Raw genomic sequence first — 19,859 nt, forward strand, 5'->3', positions numbered from 1 at the left:
TATCTATTCTTAAAATAATTTAAATTTTTAAAAGGAAAAAAAACGTTATTTAAAATGGATGTTGGAGCATTATATTTTCAAATTCTCAATTTGCAATCTAAGAAAGTTTAAAAATATTAAAAATTGCAGATTGTAAATCCCAGCTATCAGGGTCTATTATTTGTTGAATGATTTTGTGAAAATCAAAAAATCGCAAAGTCATAAGACATTTGCGGAGCTTTCCATAGGAACACTTTCTTCAGCTGGGGTTGAATTAATTAATCACTTACAAAATTATATATTTTACCTTAAGTGGTTCTAAAAACATATTAAAATATACATGTAATTATTCACACAAATTAATAAAATAATGATTAAGAATAATTTTAGTCCCATTTATTTTTTCACTTTTTGAAATTGATTTTACAACTCTTAAATCTTTAAATCCACAAGTGTTAATTAGTAAATCATTTGAAAACCAGTTTAATGTTGATTTGATTTTATCGTCAATAAGCTCTTGAATCCAGCTATTAATACTGTTGTACCAATACTTTCCATTTTCATTTTGAACATAGCCAATTATTGCACTATGATTTAAATTGACACCGTGTACATTGTTTTTAAATCTTTCAATACCTCCAGATGATTTGATTGGATTTTCGCCCAAAACATACTCTTTGTCCCTATTTTTGGGCATTGATGTTGTCAATCGTTTAGCCTCAATCGTAAAAAAAGGATTTGGGTCAGAATAATGCCTAAATACACCAATATCAACCCGCCTATCAATACCTCTTGGTTGTTTTTGTTTAGTCTCTGCTTGAAAGATAAATGCGTGATTTTTTGAAAAATAACTTAATGTTTTACCAAGTTGCTCGTTTAGATTTTCTTCAGACTCGTTTACTTTACCTTTGAAATGCTCCTGAAATTTGTATAAAGTTTCTTCTAGAAAAATAATTAATTTTTCTTTGATTGTTCCTTTCTTAATAGAAGGATTGGGAACATTAGATACATGATTATAGTTGTCTTTTAACATTAGTATCCAGCATTATAAAGATCAACAATAGTTTCATCAGCATCTCTCAAAGCAATAGATTGCAGCCAATATCTTAATTCTTTTGGTTTTATCAAATAGATTAAATCACCATCATAAACTTTAACAACCCTATTTATTCTATAACTAGTTCCTAATTTATTATAAACCAATTGAGCAATATGGATTTCAATTTCATTTTCCGTTTTAAGTGTTTTAGAAAAAGCCATTTCATTACCATATTCAAAAACAGCACAAATAAAGGATTCCGTTTGATAAATGTTTTTTTGAACGTATTTTTTTGATTGAGTTTCAAACAATAAATTTAAAACTTCACAAAATATTTTTCCAAATCTTATTAATTCCTTTTCAGAAGTCGATTCTAAAACTTTTAAATTGGTATCTTTTCCTAAATATTCTAAGCCATACTCTAATGTATCATGAACTAGAATTTCATCAAATTTTGTCAATTCAATTTCTTTCTCATCCTCTGGAAATGGAATACCTAAAATATCTTTCTGTAATGTAGTTTTTGTTGAACGGCTTACTCCACTTCTAGCACTTGTCGTTAGAATATAAAATCTGTACAGAGAATTATCTTTAATTCTATTATAAACATTGATTAATTGTTCCGTTTCATCTAAAGGGGAATGAATACCTATTATTTCATTTTTATACCCTAATTTTACATTACTAAAAAAAACAGGAATTGAATTTGATCCAATATTCTTTTTAATCAAAAGCAATGAAGGTTTAAATATTTTTTCATTTCTAGGCCATTGAAAATATTTTGAAGTATTTATTTGTGTTTTCTTTATACCTTTTTCTGAAAAATCTTCTGGTTCAACATATTCCAGATTCATAAGATAAGTAGCTTCGGAATATCCTCCCTTTTTCTTTTCAAAATCAGATTCTACCAAATCATCATCTTGTTTACCTTTTATAAATCCATCACCATAAATCCAACCTTTCTTCTTTCTCACGTCTAAAAAATCTTTCAAACTTTGAAAACTAGTTAGCTTATTGATTAATGGCACCAACCTTCCTCCACCCAACAAATTAGACTTCCAAACAAAAGGATTCTCTAAAGCATCTACTTTAGCAACTTTATGAAAATCATAATGGTCAATTTCAAAGTACTGTCGCTCTTTGGCCGTTTTTAACTTTTTAACTGTAATATGATAAATTGGATTTGTATCAGGGACTTTATTTTCTAGGAAAAAGGCAGAAACAGCAACATTTTTCTCATTTCCTTTATTCTTAAAGAGAATATTGCTTAAATAAGTAAAATCTATTATTTGAGGGATATTATATTCATTAAATAACCACTTTCTAAAATCTATTGGTTTTTGAGAATTATTATATAATAACGGACCAGAGGGTAAAATAAAAGAAAGTAATCCTTTCTCTTTTTTTACAAGATTCATACCAAGGATAGTAAACAGTAAAGCACTTTGATTATTTGGAACTTGTTGTGACAATTTTAATCCAGTAATCAAACTATTAATTTTTGTTTCTCTTGATCCGTACTCAATAAAAGGTGGGTTGCCTATAATTAAATCAAATTTTTTATCTGTGTTTTCAGGATACCAATCAAAAAAATCTGAACCTACAACATTCTCATTTAAATTATCAAAACGAAGGTTCTCCCAAATGACTTTTGGGGATAAAATATCACAAAGAGTCAAACTTAAACTAAAAATAGCTAAGTCAACAGCTTCATTGGCAATATCAATACCATAGATACTTTCTTTTAATAATTTCTTAAGCTCTTCTAAATTTTCTTTTCCTGGAACAATCCATTTTCCTGTTTTTTGATAATTAGTAACTCTCCACCAATCGATAATTCGTTTATAGGCAGAAACTAAAAAAATTCCAGAACCACAAGTAGGGTCAAGTATCTTAAAATCTTTTTTTGGAAAATGAATTGGCATACATTCATCAATCATAAAGCTAACTAAATAGGAAGGAGTATAAGCAACTCCAGTACTATTATCAGCTTCAAGAAACATTTCATAAATGCTACTGATTAACTCAATTGGTAAGTAATTAAAAGAATATAATCTCCAAAAAACAAACTGATTTTTATCCAATACTCCAGATAGAAAATCTGCTAAAGGAGATAAATCTTTGCCTCGTAGTTGTTCTTTAAAATCATCTGATAAATAAAATATTTTACCATTGAAATGATTACTTAGGTAATCAAATAGGTTAATGGTGAATTCATTACCTTTTCGAATCGTTTCAGTAAAATCAAAAGAGTAACCAAACTTTTCTTGATTGAAAAAATCAGATGTAAAAACTCTGGTTTCATTTCCATTTTCATCAATATCAACTCTTTCTTCAAGATATTTTACTAAAATTCCTAAAACTAAAAGTTTACTAGCAATTTCCTTGTCTAATTTTATTACATCAAGAAATTGATTTCTTGTTATCTTAAGTTGAGAAATAAGTTTTTCATAGGCAGTCTCTCCATAACCAAAATCATATTTAGTTTCTTCCCAAAAGGAACCATTATCAAATTTCTTTGCGGAATATTCTTTATATTTTTTTATTGCATCACCAGCAATACTTAAAGTTTCAAAAGGGGAAATATGTAAATCACCGCTTTTATTTTGCTCTACAGGTTTTGAAGAATTAAAGAATTTTATTTCAGTTTTAGTGATTACAAGGTATAATCTAACTTCGGTGCTACTCCAAACATTTTTATGAACTTCTACGATATCTTCTTCGTGTGAAGTAAAATCAAAAATATAAAGTTGTGGTTTTGAGGGTCTGTTTAAATCAGGAAAATTTCTAAAATAAACTGCGTTAGCCCCAACTTTTTTCGCTTTTTCAAGTGACAACCTTTGGTAGTAATTTACAGAAGGGTCTTCAAGTTCTGATACATGTATTAAGCCAAAAGAATTACCATCAGTATTAACCATCTCTAATTGGGAAAGTCCACTAATAAATTCTTTTGATTGTATATTCATTATTTTTTTAAAATTAAAATACAAAAGTGCAACATTTTCATCAAAATATAGAAAGTTTACGGCTGTATTTTCAAATGTTTTTACCCAAATTTATTCACAAAATCCATTTTAAAAACCAGTCTTTTATTCAATGATTAGTCAATATACTTAAGTTTAACTTGATTTCAAAATTATACATTAAACAAAAAAAGATGCAATTCAGCATCTTTAGTAGTAGTTCTTATAATGGCTTCTCAGGCAAAAAGTCTTTTGGTGAACATTTTAAGACTTTTGCAATCAAATTTAAGTGGACGATATTGTATTTGGCTTTTTTAGAAGGAGCTTCTATTTGTGAAATAAACCCAATGTTTTTGCCAATAGATAATGATAAATCTTCTTGGGTGATTTTTTTAGTTTCTCTGATTTCTTTTACTTTAGAGATAACGTATCTTTCTATTTCATCTAGTGATTCGTGCATGAGTCAAAATGACACAAAAAACAAATAATACGTTATGTACTATAGTACATATTTCAAATATATTTATATATTTGTATTTCGATTGCATTGAAAGATGTAATTTTGCGATTCTTCAAATACAATATTGAAGCATTCGCTTTGAATCTCGTTATCAAAAACTGGTAATTTTTAAACACGCGAGATGATAAGACAGATGCTCACGCTCTCGGGTGTGGGCTCACTTATTCGTGTGTTTGGTATACCAGTACCTTGATAGCGTTTAAGCTGAGTTCCATGCCTTTTTTTATTCTACAAAATTGGTTTATTCACAGATTTGAAGCATTGCTGAAAGCAAGCGTCGCAGTTGTTTTATTAACTTTTAAAACTGTGTGCCTATGCTAAAAACATCAAATTAAACTTCAGATTGCGTTCATGATTATATCGAAAAGATTGCTTCGTGCCTCGCAATGACACAAACAAAAAAGCCCTCTATCTCGTCGGGAAAACTAGAATAGAGGACTGGACAAACAAAACTAATGTTTCATTTAACTCAACCAAAATTATGAATAAATTTTCATTGTACAAGGACAGGTGCATTATTATGATGTGCTGTCTTTGTTTTCAAATGACGTTTGCTTCAAGAGAAAAGAAGCAAGAAACAAATCTTGAGTATTCAGTGCTCAGTGTTCAGTATTCAGTGGATGCTGTGCAAACAATACAACAACAAATTAAAGGTATCGTTAGCGATGCCTCTGGTCCGCTACCTGCGGTTACCGTTACCATTAAAGGCAAAAGCATAAGTACAATAACCGATCAAAATGGTTATTTTTCAATAGTTGCTGCTGAAGGCGATGTGCTTATTTTCAGTTTTATAGGATATAAGGAAGTCGCAGTCACAGTTGACAGTCGCAGTACTATCAATGTTACAATGCAGGAAGATGCAACAACTTTGAAGGAAGTGGTTGTGAATGCTGGGTATTATAGTGTAAAAGATAAAGAGCGAACTGGGAGTATATCAAAGATTACTTCTAAAGATATAGAAAAACAACCTGTGACTAATGTACTTGCGGCTATGCAAGGACGTATGGCTGGTGTTGATATTGTACAGGATAGTGGAAGTCCGGGTGGTGCTTTTAGTATTAAAATTAGAGGTACGAATAGTTTGCGTGCTGATGGAAACCAACCGCTTTATATTATTGATGGTGTGCCGTATTCGTCGGAATCGATTGGTTCAATTGCGACTAGTGGAACTGCACCGAGTTTGACCAGTCCGTTGAATTCTATTAATCCATCGGATATTGAAAGTATTGAAGTGCTCAAAGATGCTGATGCTACGGCGATTTATGGTTCGCGTGGTGCTAATGGTGTGGTATTGATTACTACTAAAAAAGGAAAGGCAGGCAAAACGACTTTTACCGTGAATGGTTCTACTAGTGTTGGAAGTGTTACCCGAACTCCGAAATTGATGAATACGCAACAGTATTTGGCAATGCGCCAACAGGCATTTGCCAATGATGGTATTAGTGTTTATCCCGATTTTGCTTATGATGTGAATGGCACTTGGGATGCTAACCGCTATACGGATTGGCAAAAGGAGTTTATTGGAGGTACTGCTGAGGTAAACAATTTGCAAGCTTCGGTTTCTGGTGGTAGTGCTAAAACTCAGTATTTATTCAGTGGGAATTATAGAACGGAAACGACTGTTTTTCCTGGTGATTTTAAGTATAACAAAGGAGCTGCGCATTTTAATATGAATCATACCTCAGACGATGACAAATTTAAGTTGGTGTTTTCGGCAAATTATACTGCGCAAAAGAATAATCAACCTGCTACTGATTTGACAGCAGTATCGCGAACCTTGGCACCTAATGCACCTGCGCTTTATGATGCTGATGGGAACTTGAATTGGGAGAATAGCACTTGGGATAATCCGTTGGCAACCATGTTGTCGGAATTTGATTCGAATATAAAAGACTTGACTGCGAATACAGTTTTGTCTTATCAAATTTTAAAGAATTTACAAGCGAAATCGAGTTTTGGTTATTCGGATTTGAAGAATACGGAAAGCAGAACCCAGCCGCATACGATGTATAATCCGGCTTATGGATTAGGAAGTGAGTTTTCGGGATTGAGTGTTAGTCAGACTGATAGAAGTACTTGGATTGTTGAACCTCAATTGAATTGGAATACCACTCTTGGAAAAGGAAAAGTAGAAGCTTTGGTTGGAAGTACTTTTCAGCAACAGAAAACCAATCGATTGTTTATGAATGGATTTGGATTTTCGAGTAATAGTTTGATTCACGATTTGGCTTCGGCATCGATTAAAACTATTGACTTGAGTGATGAAACGATCTATAAGTATCAAGCCTTTTTTGCCCGAATCAACTATAATTGGAATGAACGTTATCTACTAAATATTACCGGTCGCCGTGATGGTTCGAGTCGCTTTGGAACTGGCAAGCAGTTTGCGACTTTTGGCGCTGTTGGTGCGGCTTGGATTTTCTCGAATGAAAACTTTTTAAAAGATAATTCAGTGTTGAGTTTTGGAAAATTACGCACGAGTTATGGAACGACTGGTAATGATCAGATTGGCGATTATCAGTTTTTGGACACTTATGCTTCATCGGGCAACACCTATCAAGGATTGATTGGATTGCAACCGATACGTTTGTTTAACCCCGAGTTTGGATGGGAAACGAATAAGAAATTTGAAGTGGCGTTGGAAACTGGTTTTCTGAAAGATAGATTGTTTTTGACTACTGCGTATTACTTTAATCGTTCCTCTAATCAGTTGGTTGGTATTCCGTTGCCCGGAACGACTGGGTTTAGTTCGTTGAATGCTAATCTTGATGCTACGGTTCAAAATAGTGGACTGGAGTTTACACTACGAACAGTAAACATTCAACGCAAGGATTTTGAATGGACAACCAATTTTAATATTTCGGCTAGTAGAAACAAATTGGTTTCTTATCCCGGATTGGAAAGTTCTCCTAATGCTAACCGCTATGTGGTTGGACAACCCATCAACATAGTTAAAGTTTATAATTACACAGGTGTGAACCCAACTACTGGTGTTTATGAGTTTGAAGATGTGAATGGTGATGGTGTAATTACTTCGATAGGTGATAGAACTCAGATTGCCGATTTGAGTCCGGATTTCTTTGGCGGTTTGCAAAACAATTTCAAATATAAAAACCTGCAATTGGATTTTCTGTTTCAGTTTGTGAAGCAGGAATCGTTTGGACCAACACCTGGTGTTCCGGGAACTCCAGTTAATCAGTTGGCAAGTGTGAGCAATTCTGATGGGCAACAGCCTTTTACAAGTGGCGTTAATGGAGATATTATTAATGCGTATTATCGTTATGCATTGAGTACAGGCAATATTGAAGATGCTTCGTATGTGCGCTTGAAAAACATATCATTGACGTATGATTTGCCTTTAGAAAAGAGAACAGGTGTTCGATGTCAATTGTATTTACAAGGTCAGAACTTATTGACTTTTACCAATTATTCTAACGGAGATCCCGAATTTAAGTTCAGTAATTTTTTACCACCGTTGAAAGTGTATTCGGCAGGTGTGAAACTGACTTTATAATCTTAATTTATATGACTATGAAAAATTTTAAAATAACAGTACTTAGTTTATTTGTGTTACTTAGTTTGATGGGTTGTGATAGCTTTGTGGATGTTGAGACACCCAATTCGCAACTTACAGGTTTGACTGTTTTTGAAGATAGAACTACAGCGAATGCTGCACTGATTGATATTTATTCCAAACTTAGAGATACAGGATTACTGAATGGTTTGACTACTGGTTCTGCCGTTGGTATGGGATTGTATGCTGATGAATTGACTTATTACGGAACTACGGATGATAACATTTCGTTTATTTTTAATAATACGTTGCTACCGACAACATCCATTGTATCTCAGTTGTGGAATGAAAGTTACCAGCAAATTTATTGTGCCAATGCAGTGATTTATGGTTGCCAAAATTCCACTGGCCTTTCGACTTCGGATAAAAATCAGTTTATTGGCGAGGCACTATTTGTTAGGGCTTTGGTGCATTCTTATTTGACGAATTTGTATGGCGATGTGCCGTATATTACTACTACGGATTATGAGGTAAACCGCTTGGCGACTAGAATGCCAACATCGGAAGTTTATAACAATATTATTGCCGATTTGCAACAAGCGATTGCATTATTACCCGAAGCTTATTTTGCACCTGAGCGCGTTCGACCTAATCGTTCGACAGCATCGGCATTGTTAGCACGCGTGTATTTGTATAATGGGAATTGGGCAGAAGCTTCCAATGCTGCTTCGGCTGTTTTGAATAATGCGGAGTATGTTTGGGAAACGGATATTGATAAAATATTTTTGAAAGATTGTACGGCTACGATTTGGCAGTTTTCTCCGAAGTTGTCGGGCAATAATGCTGATGAAGGTTCTGTTTTTGTATTTCAGACAGGACCACCGCCGTTTGTTGGATTGCGTGCCGAATTGTATAGTTCGTTTGCGAATGATGACCTTAGAAAAAGTCATTGGATTGCCACTGTAACAGATGGTTCTAACACTTGGTATCATGCTAATAAATACAAACAAAATACGAATACTGGAACTTCTGTGGAGTATTCGATTGTGTTTCGATTGGCGGAGCAATATTTAATTAGAGCCGAAGCGCGAGCACGACAAGGCGAATTGAGTAATGCCAAACAAGACTTGGATATGGTTCGAAGTTTGGCAGGATTACCGAATACAACAGCTAACACTGAAGCTGAAATTATTGAAGCTGTTCAACAAGAGCGACGTTATGAATTGTTCACGGAATATGGACATCGCTTTTTTGATTTGAAGCGAAATGGTGCTTTGAATACTGTTTTGCCGATTGTGAAACTGGGTTGGAATAGTACCGATGTTCATTGGCCAATTCCCGAAACGGAATTATTGGCTAATCCGAACTTAACTCAAAATCCCGGTTATTAATGAGAGCCCCTTTTTTTCCAACATTTTATGGTGTGATCGCCATAATTTTAGTTGGGTTAGTTCCCTGTCCTGTAATGGGACAGGTGCTAACTAAGAAGCATGTGACCGAAGCCGATTATGGTTTGTGGCATCGAATGATACAAGAGCAATTGTCTGACAATGGTAATTGGGTTAGTTATCGGTTTTTGTACTCGAATTCGATTGATACGACGTTTGTGGTTCAGACGAAAACGATGAAAAAGTTTATTTTCCCCAATGCAGTTTCTGGACAGTTTGATGGCGAAAAAAGCTTTGCCTTTATCAAAAAGGAAGGATTGGTATTGTTTGATTTGAAGAGCTGTACTGAAAAGTTATTACCAAATGTAAGTCGGTTTGCGTTTTCGGCAGATGGGCTGTATTTGGTTACTTTGGAAAATGCCAGTACGTTAGTCATTAGAAAGAACGAAACAATTGTTGAGCGGATTGAAAATGTAACTACTTATGAGTGGAATAATGATAAGACCAAGTTGGTTTATGCAACTTCTACAACTGGTAATGGTTCTGTTGGCTCTTTGAACTTTAAAAACACTTTCAGTAAGCAAGAAATTTTGAAACCAACAAAACAAACTTTTGAAGTTTTCAAGTGGCAAAATAATGAAAATTCTGTTGCTTTTTATGGCATTGATAAAGGAAATGAAGCAGTGTTTTATTATAATTTTGGGACAAGTCAGTTATTTACGTTGAACTCTTCGGATGCAATTTTTCCGTCGCAACTGAAAATTGCTCCCGACCAAAATATTGAATTGAAAGTTTCTCGTGATGGTAAAAAAGTGTTTTTTGGTGTTTCCTCAGTTGTTGCAAAAGATACCACCCAATATTCTAGTGGTGTTGAAGTTTGGCATACAAAAGATAAGGTGCTTTATAGAGAACGAGCGATGCGCGCAAGTTTGGCTTATCCGCAATTTTTAGCAGTTTGGTTGCCCATAGAAAAAATTGTTCGTCAACTCAATTCGGAGCAACAAAAATGGGTTGTTTTGAACGGTACTCAAGATTATGCTCTTGTGGCTGCTATTGATCAATATGAACCGCAGTATAAATGTTATGCGAGTATGGACTTTTACTTGATGGATATTAGAACCGGTGAAAAAGAATTGGTGTTGAAAGAACAGACAGGATATGATAGTCAGATGGATTTTTCGCCCGATGGTAGGTATATTAGTTATTACAACAATAGTAATTGGTGGCTTTATGATATTGTAAAAAAATCACATATCAATATTACCCATGGTTTAAACGCTAGTTGGGATAACCGAATCAATGATCCTGCTCAGGAGTTGCGCTTATGGGGTCAGACTGATTGGACGAAAGATGGGAAATTTATATTGTGTTATGATTATCATGATATCTGGGCGATTTCTCTTGATGGCAAACAACGCATGCGACTTACTATTGGTAAAGAAAAGAACTTGCGGTTTCGATTTGATACTTCATCAATTTCTAATGTTGAAGAGTTTAATTATTCGAATACCGGAACTTTTATTTATGATTTATCAAAAGAACTTATTCTGACTGCATTTGATTTGTATAGTGGTGCACGCGGTTATTATCAATTGCAACCTAATAAAAAACCACAAGCCCTTATAGTTGAAGATGGAATGGTTACTAAATACACTAAATCAAAAAAAGGTAGTGCTTTTATATGTGTGAAGCAACGTTTTGATTTGCCACCAACACTAGTGTTTCAGAATAATGGTTTGTCAAAAATAATTGCTCAAAGTAATGCACATCAAAAGAAGTATCATTGGGGCAAATCGGAAATGATACATTATGCTGATAGTAAGGGAACACCATTGAATGGAGCTTTGTATTATCCTGCAAATTATGACGGAACTAAAAAAGTTCCTTTGGTTGTTTATATTTATGAGGTAGTTTCTAGTGATGTGCACAAACATGTAAATCCGAGCTATGATAATATCATCGGTTTCAATATCTCCAACTTGACTACCAATGGCTATGCCGTTTTATTGGCTGACATAGCCTATGAAAAAGGAAATACTGGTGTTTCAGCTGCTGATTGTGTAACTGCTGGTGCTACAAAAGTGATACAAATGGGAGTAGCTGATGAAAAAAGAATTGGGTTATTTGGACATTCGTTTGGTGGTTATGAAACTAATTTTATACTTACTCAAACGGATTTATTTGCTACTGCAATAAGTGGCAATGGCATTTCGGATGTTGTAACACATTATTTTAATTATAATAATGATTGGGGTTCTATTGACAGCTGGCGTTATGAGAATCAACAATGGCGAATGGGTTTTCCGTTTTTTGATAATAAGGAAGCTTATTACAGCAATTCACCTATACAAAACGCTGATAAAATTACTACTCCTTTACTTACATGGACTGGAAAGTTGGATCAAAATATAAGACCTGAACAGTCAGAAGCCTTTTACGCCGCATTCAGACGATTGAAAAAAGAAAACGTAATGTTGGTCTATTCTAGTGATGGTCATGTTCTATTTAACCCAAATAACCAGAAGGATTTGACGTTGAAAGTGAAGGATTGGTTTGGTCATTATTTGAAAGATGAACCAAAGAAAGAATGGATGAAAGCGGATTTTGTAACCAATTAAAATAATATGCAGTTTCCTCTTGGAAACTGCATATTTCTTTTACAGCTTATGGTACCGGTTTGTAAAGATTTACACTACAGGCATTTGCGCCATTTTTCAACCACACTCGTCTTGGAATGTCTTCATTAGACATACATGCTTGACTGCCAGTTGTAAGACAATCCACCGAAACTGGATGACAGATTGCAGGCGAAGGATTTTGGATGAATCCTGAGATTAAAACTGTTTTTTTTGATTCTGCAATTTTAGCCTCGTTTGTGCTCACTGCTCCAGCACTTGCCAATGTGAATGCCAATACTGGCAAGATCACTTTTAAAATGGTTTTCATGGTAATAGAATTTTAATTATTTTTTTTGACTTACTCTTTTTTACAGGTTTTCAGTCTCGTTCCTGCTACTGATCAGAATAGATTTTTATGTTGTTATTTGTTGTTGAAATGTTTTTTACTCAACTGGTATTTGTGTAAGCGATGTCCAATTATTGCGTAGAGATAATTATCTATTACAAACATTTCTTGCAACTTGGTTTTATTAATGTTATAGATGTAGATACTTGACAAGTAGGTGTTTTTTTCGATGCTGTACACATCCACAATTGAAGCTTGTTTCCACATTTCTTTGGGTTCATATCGTCCGATTAATTTTGAATTTACAAATAGTAAATTATTAGAAACTGCCGTTAGTTTGTTTACAGTTGGCGGAAGTGATGCTATTTTTCGTTGTCCCGTTTCTTTAATGTGCGCTACTTTGAGCTTGGCTTTGGTTGTTGTGTCTATAGTACTTCCGCGACGGATTAGTTTGAGGTTGGTATCGGCTATGATGAATTGATTTCGGTAGTAATAGGTGTAGATGAATTTTTGCGATTGTTGGTCAAACTGCATCATGCCATCAGTATCAAAAAAGCCGTCTATTTGCTTTTGTAATAGCTGAGGTGCATAGTTTACTTGTAAACTGTCTTTGAAAGTAAACGTTCCTAAAATGTTATAAAGCGTTTTTAATTGTTGTGCCCGAAAGGCTATTTTATCTGGAGCAATTATTTCGGCTTTTGAGAAATAGTAGTTGTTGTCATACATTACAAGTTTTGCTTTCCAATCGGATATATTTCCTTTATAGATCACTGGTACAGTGCCATCCATCAGATAAAAATAAGGAGGTGCAATTCGGACTTGTACTGAAACGAAAGGAAAGTTTTCGCGCTCCAGTTGTATTTTATATTGACGCTTGGTTTTTAAAATGGTATCGTAAGCTAGTATGTGTAATGGTGCTTGACTGTCACCGAAATAAATGGTTTTGCCATCGGTTCCTGCATAGTATTTTGAATTATTTGTTAATTCGGCTTCGGCTGTTTGGGTTGTTGCACCTTGAATAAATCTTCGGATGAATGGGTTTTCGCGGTGCATGGTGTTTTCTGAATAGAAGTATAGAATAACAATTACAGCTGAACCGATAATTGCAATAATTGCCAGTTTTAGAACTGTTTTGGATTTATTCGTTACCATAAATACTGAGGCTATTGCCGCGAGAATTGTAAAAGCGATATTGAAAATTAGGTGTTCTTTCCAGCCCATTTCTTCAAGTATTCCTCCGCAGGAACAAGGCACAAATGAGGAATAATTGAGAATAACAACAATATACGCAGTGAACATTAGCATTAATCCAAATGAGGCTAACAAAGCAATATATCTTGATTTTGGAAAAGCCAGTAGTAAAGCGATGAGGAATTCAATTATTAAAACTGAATAGGAAACAAATCCGGTGTATGCGCTTATAAGTGGTGATTGACCGAGTTGGGCTTGAAAGTTTTGGAATTCTAATAACTTGCTTAATGCGGAGTAAACAAAAAGTATCATTAGTAAAATACTTATTATTTCTACAAGAATTGTTTTAAGATTGGTGACCTTTATTTTCATAGTTTAATAGAATTGGTAGTGTAAAATTCTATAAATGAAAATGTTATCCTATTTCATTTCGGGAATATCGGTTTGCAAAATTGGGAATGACTTTATTGGCTATCGCTTTCTTTTTCTCTTTTTACTTCGCTTGGCGGAAAATTGTACCGTTTTTTAAATGCTTTATAGAAATTTGGATAATCATTAAACCCGCATATCAAAGCAATTTCTTTCAATGGAATTGCTGTTTCCTTGATTAGAAAATGCGCTTTCTTCAATCGCTCGTCATTGTAAAATTGATAGATGCTTGTCTTTACAATATTCCGGAAGCTGTCTTTTAAAGTGAACTCATTAGTGCCAAACATTTTTGAAAGTTCTTTAGTTGTTGGCAAAGGTTCTTCTAAATGATTTTTGATGTAGTCAAGGACTTTATGAATTAATTCGGCATCGGATTGTTTAGTAGTATTTTGATTTGTACAGTAATCATAAGGTTGTTTTTTGAACTCGTATTTCGAAATTATGTTTTGCATTTTTTCCGCTACTTCATTCAGCATGGTTGCCAATTGGTCCAACTCATCGCCACTACCATTTGGCTCCACTCGGAACGCTAGATTTCCTGTTGCCATTTCTAAAAGCATTTTGTATAAGCTTTTAATTCGCTGTTGGTTTTGTAGATTATCCATTAAGGTATATGTGTGAATGATTGCCAGAAAGGAAGTTGGGAAATGCTGACAAAACTATAGCATAGAAGTTTATAAATCAAGAAGTATAGTGTTTCATTCGGGAATTAAACACCTTGTTTTGGATGTTTTTTTAATGAAAAAAGCATTGCTGGTAGTGCAATGCTTTTAAAATTTAAGAAAATTGTTTTATGAACTTTTTATTATTAGTTGTGGTGCTAAATTTTGCTTGAGAATAGCCATATCATCACTCACTTTTCTATCCACTACTTTTGCGTAGTGTTGCGTGGTTCTGATGTTAGTGTGACCAAGCATTTTGCTAACGCTTTCAATGGGAACGCCATTTGTAAGTGTTATAGAGGTCGCAAATGAATGTCGAGCAAGATGGAAAGTTAATTCTGTTTTAATGCCGCAAACATCGCCAATTTCTTTTAGATAGCTGTTCATTTTTTGATTGCTTAGAACAGGAAGGATTGTTTCTTCATTTATGCACTTTGGATGCGATGCATACTTTGCCATGATTTGTTCTGGAATAGGAAGTAAAGGAATTTTTGAACTGGTATCGGTTTTTTGTCTGTTCTTGAAAATCCATTTGTTGCCATCAATACCAATTCCAATATGATCATTTGTCAATTGTTTTACATCGATGTAAGCAAGACCAGTAAAACAACAAAATATGAAAATATCACGCACTTGAATTAATCGTTCACAATGAAACTTCTTGTTGTAAATAGTTTCGATTTCGCTCTCAGTTAAAAAATCTCTTTCAACTTCCTTGATTTTTCCCTTATACTTTACAAATGGACTTTCAATAATCCATCTGTTATCCAAGCAGATTTGAATTATCTTCTTGAAGTTTTTGATGTATTTTACAGTTGTATTGTTACTGCAACCACGTTCAGTTCTCAAGTAGAAATCGTAATCGGTTATAAAAGCTAAGTCGATATCTTTGATATTAATATCTGAAATATTGAACTTCCATTTCATGAACTCTTTAGTATGGCTCAGTGAAGTTTTATATCGCTCCAATGTTCCTGGAGAATACTCTTCAGTTTTTACTAAAGCTTCAATTTGATCATTGTGATTTTGAAAGATGGGTACTAGTGTTCGCTGTTTTTCAGTTTTGCCAGTCAATACATTATTAAAAACCTCGGCTGTGATATCTTTATCAACTGCAATTAGTTTCTTTTCAATACTAGAATTTTTTGCAATCAGTGAATCAAGGTGGCTATTTATTGTTCTAGCTTCTTCAGAAGTGCCTTTCATTCTGCCTGCTTCTGTTGACCATTTTGTAGGATCAATGTACTTTCCGGTGCTTTTGTCAAGGCGTTTTCCGTTGATTGTGGTTCTGTGATAAATTGGAACTAGTCCGTGTACATTGGCTTTTGCTCTTTTTAGATAAAAAAGATTTGTGATTGTTGCTTCCATTTTGGTGACCTTTTAATTAGTAATAATTTAGTTAAAAAGTCAAATAGGTACAAGATGTTCATTTTCTGAACTGGCTGTAAATACTGAGGTTGGCGAACAGATAGGGGCACAATTCTTAGTGATTGCCTTGTGCCCCGAATTGTGCCCCTTTAGTATTGCGAATTAATGAATGTTTTGATATAGGATTAAAACAAAAAACCCCGAAAATCATAAGATTTAAGGGGTTTTGAAGTACTTTAAAAAGTATTTTGCGGAGAAAGAGGGATTCGAACCCCCGGACCTGTTACAGTCAACAGTTTTCAAGACTGCCGCATTCGACCGCTCTGCCATTTCTCCAGTATGTCGCGCTACTTCCGTATTGCGAGTGCAAATATAGCAACCTTTTTCGAGTTTCAAAATATTTTTGGACTAAAAAATAAAGAAAATTTTACATTTACTTTTAAACGTTTCATTTTCTTTTCTTTACGACTAAAATATTTTTTTAAATATTTTTAGTTAAAAGCTCAAAACAGATTAAAATCTCACGTATTCTGTGATTTCAAGTCCGTATCCAATCATTCCAACACGCTTGGTTTGCTCAGGTGTATTTGAAACTAATTTGATTTTTGAGATATCAATGTCATGCAAAATTTGGGCACCAATTCCATAATCTTTCGTATCAATTACGATTTTAGGAGCTTTCATCACACCTTCGCTTTGCAAGGTTTTTAATTCGGCTATACGATTTAGTAAATTTACAGATTGCATATCCTGATTGATGAAAATAACAGCTCCACGTCCTTCCTCATTGATTACCTTGAACATATCGTCCAACTGCTGGTCGGCATTGTTGGTCAAAGTTCCTAGTAAGTCATTATTTACTTGTGAGGAGTTGATTCGGGTTAAGATGGGTTCTCCCAAATTCCAAGTTCCTTTAGTCAATGCGATATGTACTTGCTTGTTTGTCGTTTGAATGTAAGCTCTCAATCTGAAAGTTCCAAAACGGGTTTCTACATCAAAATCTTCTTTCTTTACAATCAGGCTGTCGTGCTGCATTCTATAGGCCACTAAATCTTCAATTGAAACCAGCTTCAAATCAAATTTTTTTGCAACTTCAACCAGTTCTGGCAATCTTGCCATAGAACCGTCTTCATTCATTATTTCGCAAATAACTCCTGCTGGTTTGAATCCTGCCAAACGTGCAAAATCAATTGCAGCTTCGGTATGACCAGTTCTCCTTAATACACCGCCTTGTTTTGCAATAAGCGGAAAAATATGTCCAGGTCGAGCTAAATCAAAAGGTTTTGTATCTGGTTCTACTAATGCTAAAACTGTCTTAGCTCTGTCTAAAGCCGAAATTCCAGTTGTAACGCCATTACCTTTTAAATCTACAGAAACTGTAAAAGCAGTTTCCATGTGATCCGTATTATTGGTAACCATTGCTTTAAGGTCAAGTTCTTTACAGCGGCTTTCTGTCAAGGGTGTACAAATCAAACCTCGGCCATGAGTCGCCATGAAATTGATCATTTCGGGAGTTACTTTTTCGGCTGCAGCCAAAAAATCACCTTCATTTTCGCGATCTTCGTCATCCACAACGATTATAACTTTTCCTTGTCTGATGTCTTCAATAGCTTCTTCTATTGTATTGAGTTGTATTTTGTCTGATGACATTGTAATTATTTTTGTTGAGTTTTTTTCTTGAAAAATTTTTGTAAAGGAGTTAGGATTACATCCATATTGATCAATCCGATGTCGTTTGTAGCCCTATAAGTTAGCAAAATTGCCAAAGGTGTAAGGATCATCGAAGCCATCCAAGTTCCTAGAAAAGGGGTGATTTCATTTTCCTGAGCAATTTTTTTACCAAAAGTATTGATGAAATGAAAGGTAATAAAGATCAAAACCGCAAAAACAATCGGAAGTCCCAAACCACCCTTTCTAATAATAGCTCCCAATGGTGCTCCAATAAAAAACATCAGAATACAGGCATAGGCAATTACGAATTTATCGTGAAATGCAATCCAATGTTCGTTAATGCTTTTTTGTTTGTTGAACAATTCATCTTTTGTCCCTATAATGGAAGAAATTGTATTTGTAGTATTGTTTCGTGCTAACTCTAAGTATTTTGCGACTTCAAAATCTTTATAATCAGCCAATATATTATCGTCTTTAGCAATTTTTGGTATTGTTGCTTCTTCAATTGTATCTTCAACTTTTGCAGCTTTTGTGGAATCAATTTTAGCTCCAACTGTTGTGTCTACTTTTTTGGTGATAATTTTGGATAAAGGCATTCTGCTTCTTTGGGAACTTTGATAGGCAATTCCCGTTCTCAAGTGTATATTTTCTGTAAAGGAAACTAAATCTTGATCATAATTCCTGTTTAATGAATCTAAAGTATATCGTAGCTCATTGATATTGAGCATTGTATTGGTATTGGCTACTTTCTCATCATCGACATCTACCTTGTTCAAAGCAGATAAATCAAGATTCATTATATATTTTTTGAAAGAAGTTTTTGCAAAAGGAAGCTTTTTTCGATCTTCATATTTTTTAGGCACAACATCTTCATATTGGAATCCTTCAAATAAAACCAACTGCAAAATATTTGAATCTTCACTGCTCAATAGCTCGCCGTTTTTCGCTTTAATTACAGCATTGCTGGAGTTGCCTCCTAATGATTTCTTGTGTATCGTAACGTCTTTCAAAAGATTGCCGTTCTCACCAGATTTCTTTTCGACCTTAATATTATAGTTGCCAACATCGCTAAATTGTCCTTCGGCAATCGCCATTGCTGGTTTTACTTGGGCAATATTTTTTCTAAAATTGATGAATTTATATTGTGCATAAGGAATTACGTTATTGGCAAAAGCAAAAGCTGCAATACTTAAAACGAAGATAAAAACAATCAAGCTTTTCATGGCTCGTTGCAATGAGACTCCAGACGATTTCATAGCGGCAAACTCATAATTCTCGGATAAATCTCCGAAAGTCATAATCGAAGCCAATAGTATTGAAAGAGGTAAAACCAATGGAATAACCGTTGGCATAGAGTAGAGGAGAAACTTGACAATTAAAATCAAATCCAGATCTTTTCCTGCCAATTCAGCTATAAAGAGCCAAACGGTTTGCAATATGAATATAAAAAAAAGGATTACAAATACCGAAGTAAATGTAATCAGGAATGTTTTTAGAAGGTATCGGTCAAGAATTTTCACTCTGGGAAATTAGTCTAACTTGTTGATATAGTATTTTGGATATTTACTCTGAACAAAGGTAAACTGATTTTTTGATAATGGCTGATTGGTTTTAAAAGAATTAACAACAATCGTCGTTTTTGTACCGTTTTTCCCAGTTTCTATAAGGTTGTAGATGTGTTTGGTTTGAATATCAATACCTAAAAGGATCTCTTTTCTCTGATCCTTAGAGCTTAAAGGAGTCAATTTGATGTACTGGATTTTTCTTCCTTTGATATTTTGCGTAATATCCCAAGCATATTTATAGCCTTTGTTGAAAAAAGTAAGCATTTTAGAAGGAGTGATAGCGTTTTCATCATTGTCATCTACACTTGAAATGCTAATTTCTTCATCTTCTGGAACGATGGTGTAAGATTTCTTTCCATCAAATATTTTAGTAATTCCCATGAAATTCAACACATATTGATTGCCTTTAAGGATAACATTTCCTTTGCTTTCTTGGTTGATATTTTCTTTAGAATTGTTTAGAGAATATTTAAAATCAATCTGAATATTATCATAGCTTTTTACTTTGGCAGTAACTTCATCGAGTAAAGCTTTGGCTTTTTTGTCCTGAGCTTGAATTGAAAAGCTAAAAAAAAGTAGAAAGGCAAACTGGATAAAATGTTTCAT

At 34.1% G+C, this 19,859-nt stretch carries 13 protein-coding genes and 1 tRNA gene; 3 read left to right on the forward strand and 11 right to left on the reverse strand.

The annotated features are described in order from the left end of the window. Positions 1–325: 325 nt before the first annotated feature. The 3 genes from G508_RS0108045 to G508_RS0108055 all read right to left on the reverse strand — a co-directional run bounded on the left by G508_RS0108045 (position 326) and on the right by G508_RS0108055 (position 4,441). Complete coding sequence (locus G508_RS0108045; RefSeq protein WP_026704834.1) at positions 326–1,012, reverse strand: hypothetical protein; 687 nt, start codon at positions 1,010–1,012, stop codon at positions 326–328. Further along, complete coding sequence (locus G508_RS0108050) at positions 1,012–3,984, reverse strand: HsdM family class I SAM-dependent methyltransferase (protein WP_026704835.1); 2,973 nt, start codon at positions 3,982–3,984, stop codon at positions 1,012–1,014. Before G508_RS0108050 ends, G508_RS0108045 begins: the two co-directional genes overlap by 1 nt. 220 nt (positions 3,985–4,204) lie before the next feature. Beyond that, the gene (locus tag G508_RS0108055) at positions 4,205–4,441 is read right to left on the reverse strand and encodes a helix-turn-helix domain-containing protein (RefSeq protein ID WP_026704836.1); all 237 of its coding nucleotides are present in this window, start codon (positions 4,439–4,441) and stop codon (positions 4,205–4,207) included. 541 nt (positions 4,442–4,982) lie between these two features. On the opposite strand from G508_RS0108055, the gene G508_RS0108060 reads away from it, so the two are divergent. Genes G508_RS0108060 through G508_RS0108070 form a run of 3 tightly spaced genes read left to right on the forward strand, consistent with a single transcriptional unit; the run spans position 4,983 to position 12,021 of the window. After that, the gene (locus G508_RS0108060) at positions 4,983–8,015 is read left to right on the forward strand and encodes a SusC/RagA family TonB-linked outer membrane protein (RefSeq protein ID WP_026704837.1); all 3,033 of its coding nucleotides are present in this window, start codon (positions 4,983–4,985) and stop codon (positions 8,013–8,015) included. A gap of 17 nt (positions 8,016–8,032) precedes the next feature. After that, complete coding sequence (locus G508_RS0108065; RefSeq protein WP_157485914.1) at positions 8,033–9,406, forward strand: RagB/SusD family nutrient uptake outer membrane protein; 1,374 nt, start codon at positions 8,033–8,035, stop codon at positions 9,404–9,406. Then, positions 9,406–12,021: a S9 family peptidase gene (locus G508_RS0108070; RefSeq protein WP_026704839.1), complete on the forward strand. Its 2,616-nt coding sequence runs from the start codon at positions 9,406–9,408 to the stop codon at positions 12,019–12,021. Before G508_RS0108065 ends, G508_RS0108070 begins: the two co-directional genes overlap by 1 nt. A 46-nt stretch (positions 12,022–12,067) precedes the next feature. Here the strand turns inward: G508_RS0108070 and G508_RS0108075 are convergent, their stop codons facing one another. The 8 genes from G508_RS0108075 to G508_RS0108110 all read right to left on the reverse strand — a co-directional run bounded on the left by G508_RS0108075 (position 12,068) and on the right by G508_RS0108110 (position 19,859). Beyond that, positions 12,068–12,349 carry a DUF6520 family protein gene (locus G508_RS0108075; protein WP_026704840.1) on the reverse strand — a complete coding sequence of 94 codons (282 nt, stop codon included), beginning with the start codon at positions 12,347–12,349 and terminating at the stop codon, positions 12,068–12,070. Between the two features lie 93 nt (positions 12,350–12,442). Beyond that, positions 12,443–13,930 (reverse strand): MauE/DoxX family redox-associated membrane protein, encoded by a 1,488-nt coding sequence (locus G508_RS0108080; RefSeq protein ID WP_026704841.1) that lies wholly within the window; start codon positions 13,928–13,930, stop codon positions 12,443–12,445. Between the two features lie 92 nt (positions 13,931–14,022). Further along, a complete protein-coding gene (locus tag G508_RS0108085; RefSeq protein ID WP_026704842.1) occupies positions 14,023–14,592 on the reverse strand; it encodes a helix-turn-helix domain-containing protein in 570 nt (189 codons plus the stop codon). 186 nt (positions 14,593–14,778) lie between these two features. After that, complete coding sequence (locus G508_RS0108090; RefSeq protein WP_026704843.1) at positions 14,779–16,017, reverse strand: site-specific integrase; 1,239 nt, start codon at positions 16,015–16,017, stop codon at positions 14,779–14,781. Between the two features lie 251 nt (positions 16,018–16,268). Beyond that, positions 16,269–16,353 (reverse strand) — tRNA-Ser (locus G508_RS0108095). Positions 16,354–16,530: 177 nt separating this feature from the next. Continuing rightward, complete coding sequence (gene ribB / locus G508_RS0108100; protein WP_026704844.1) at positions 16,531–17,667, reverse strand: 3,4-dihydroxy-2-butanone-4-phosphate synthase; 1,137 nt, start codon at positions 17,665–17,667, stop codon at positions 16,531–16,533. A gap of 5 nt (positions 17,668–17,672) precedes the next feature. Next, entirely contained in the window at positions 17,673–19,208 is a 1,536-nt protein-coding gene (locus tag G508_RS0108105) for an LptF/LptG family permease (protein ID WP_026704845.1), read from the reverse strand. Between the two features lie 9 nt (positions 19,209–19,217). Further along, positions 19,218–19,859, reverse strand: a complete 642-nt coding sequence (locus tag G508_RS0108110; protein ID WP_245569858.1) for a LolA family protein — start codon at positions 19,857–19,859, stop codon at positions 19,218–19,220.

The organism is Flavobacterium soli DSM 19725 (genome assembly GCF_000422705.1).
Lineage (GTDB): Bacteria > Bacteroidota > Bacteroidia > Flavobacteriales > Flavobacteriaceae > Flavobacterium > Flavobacterium soli.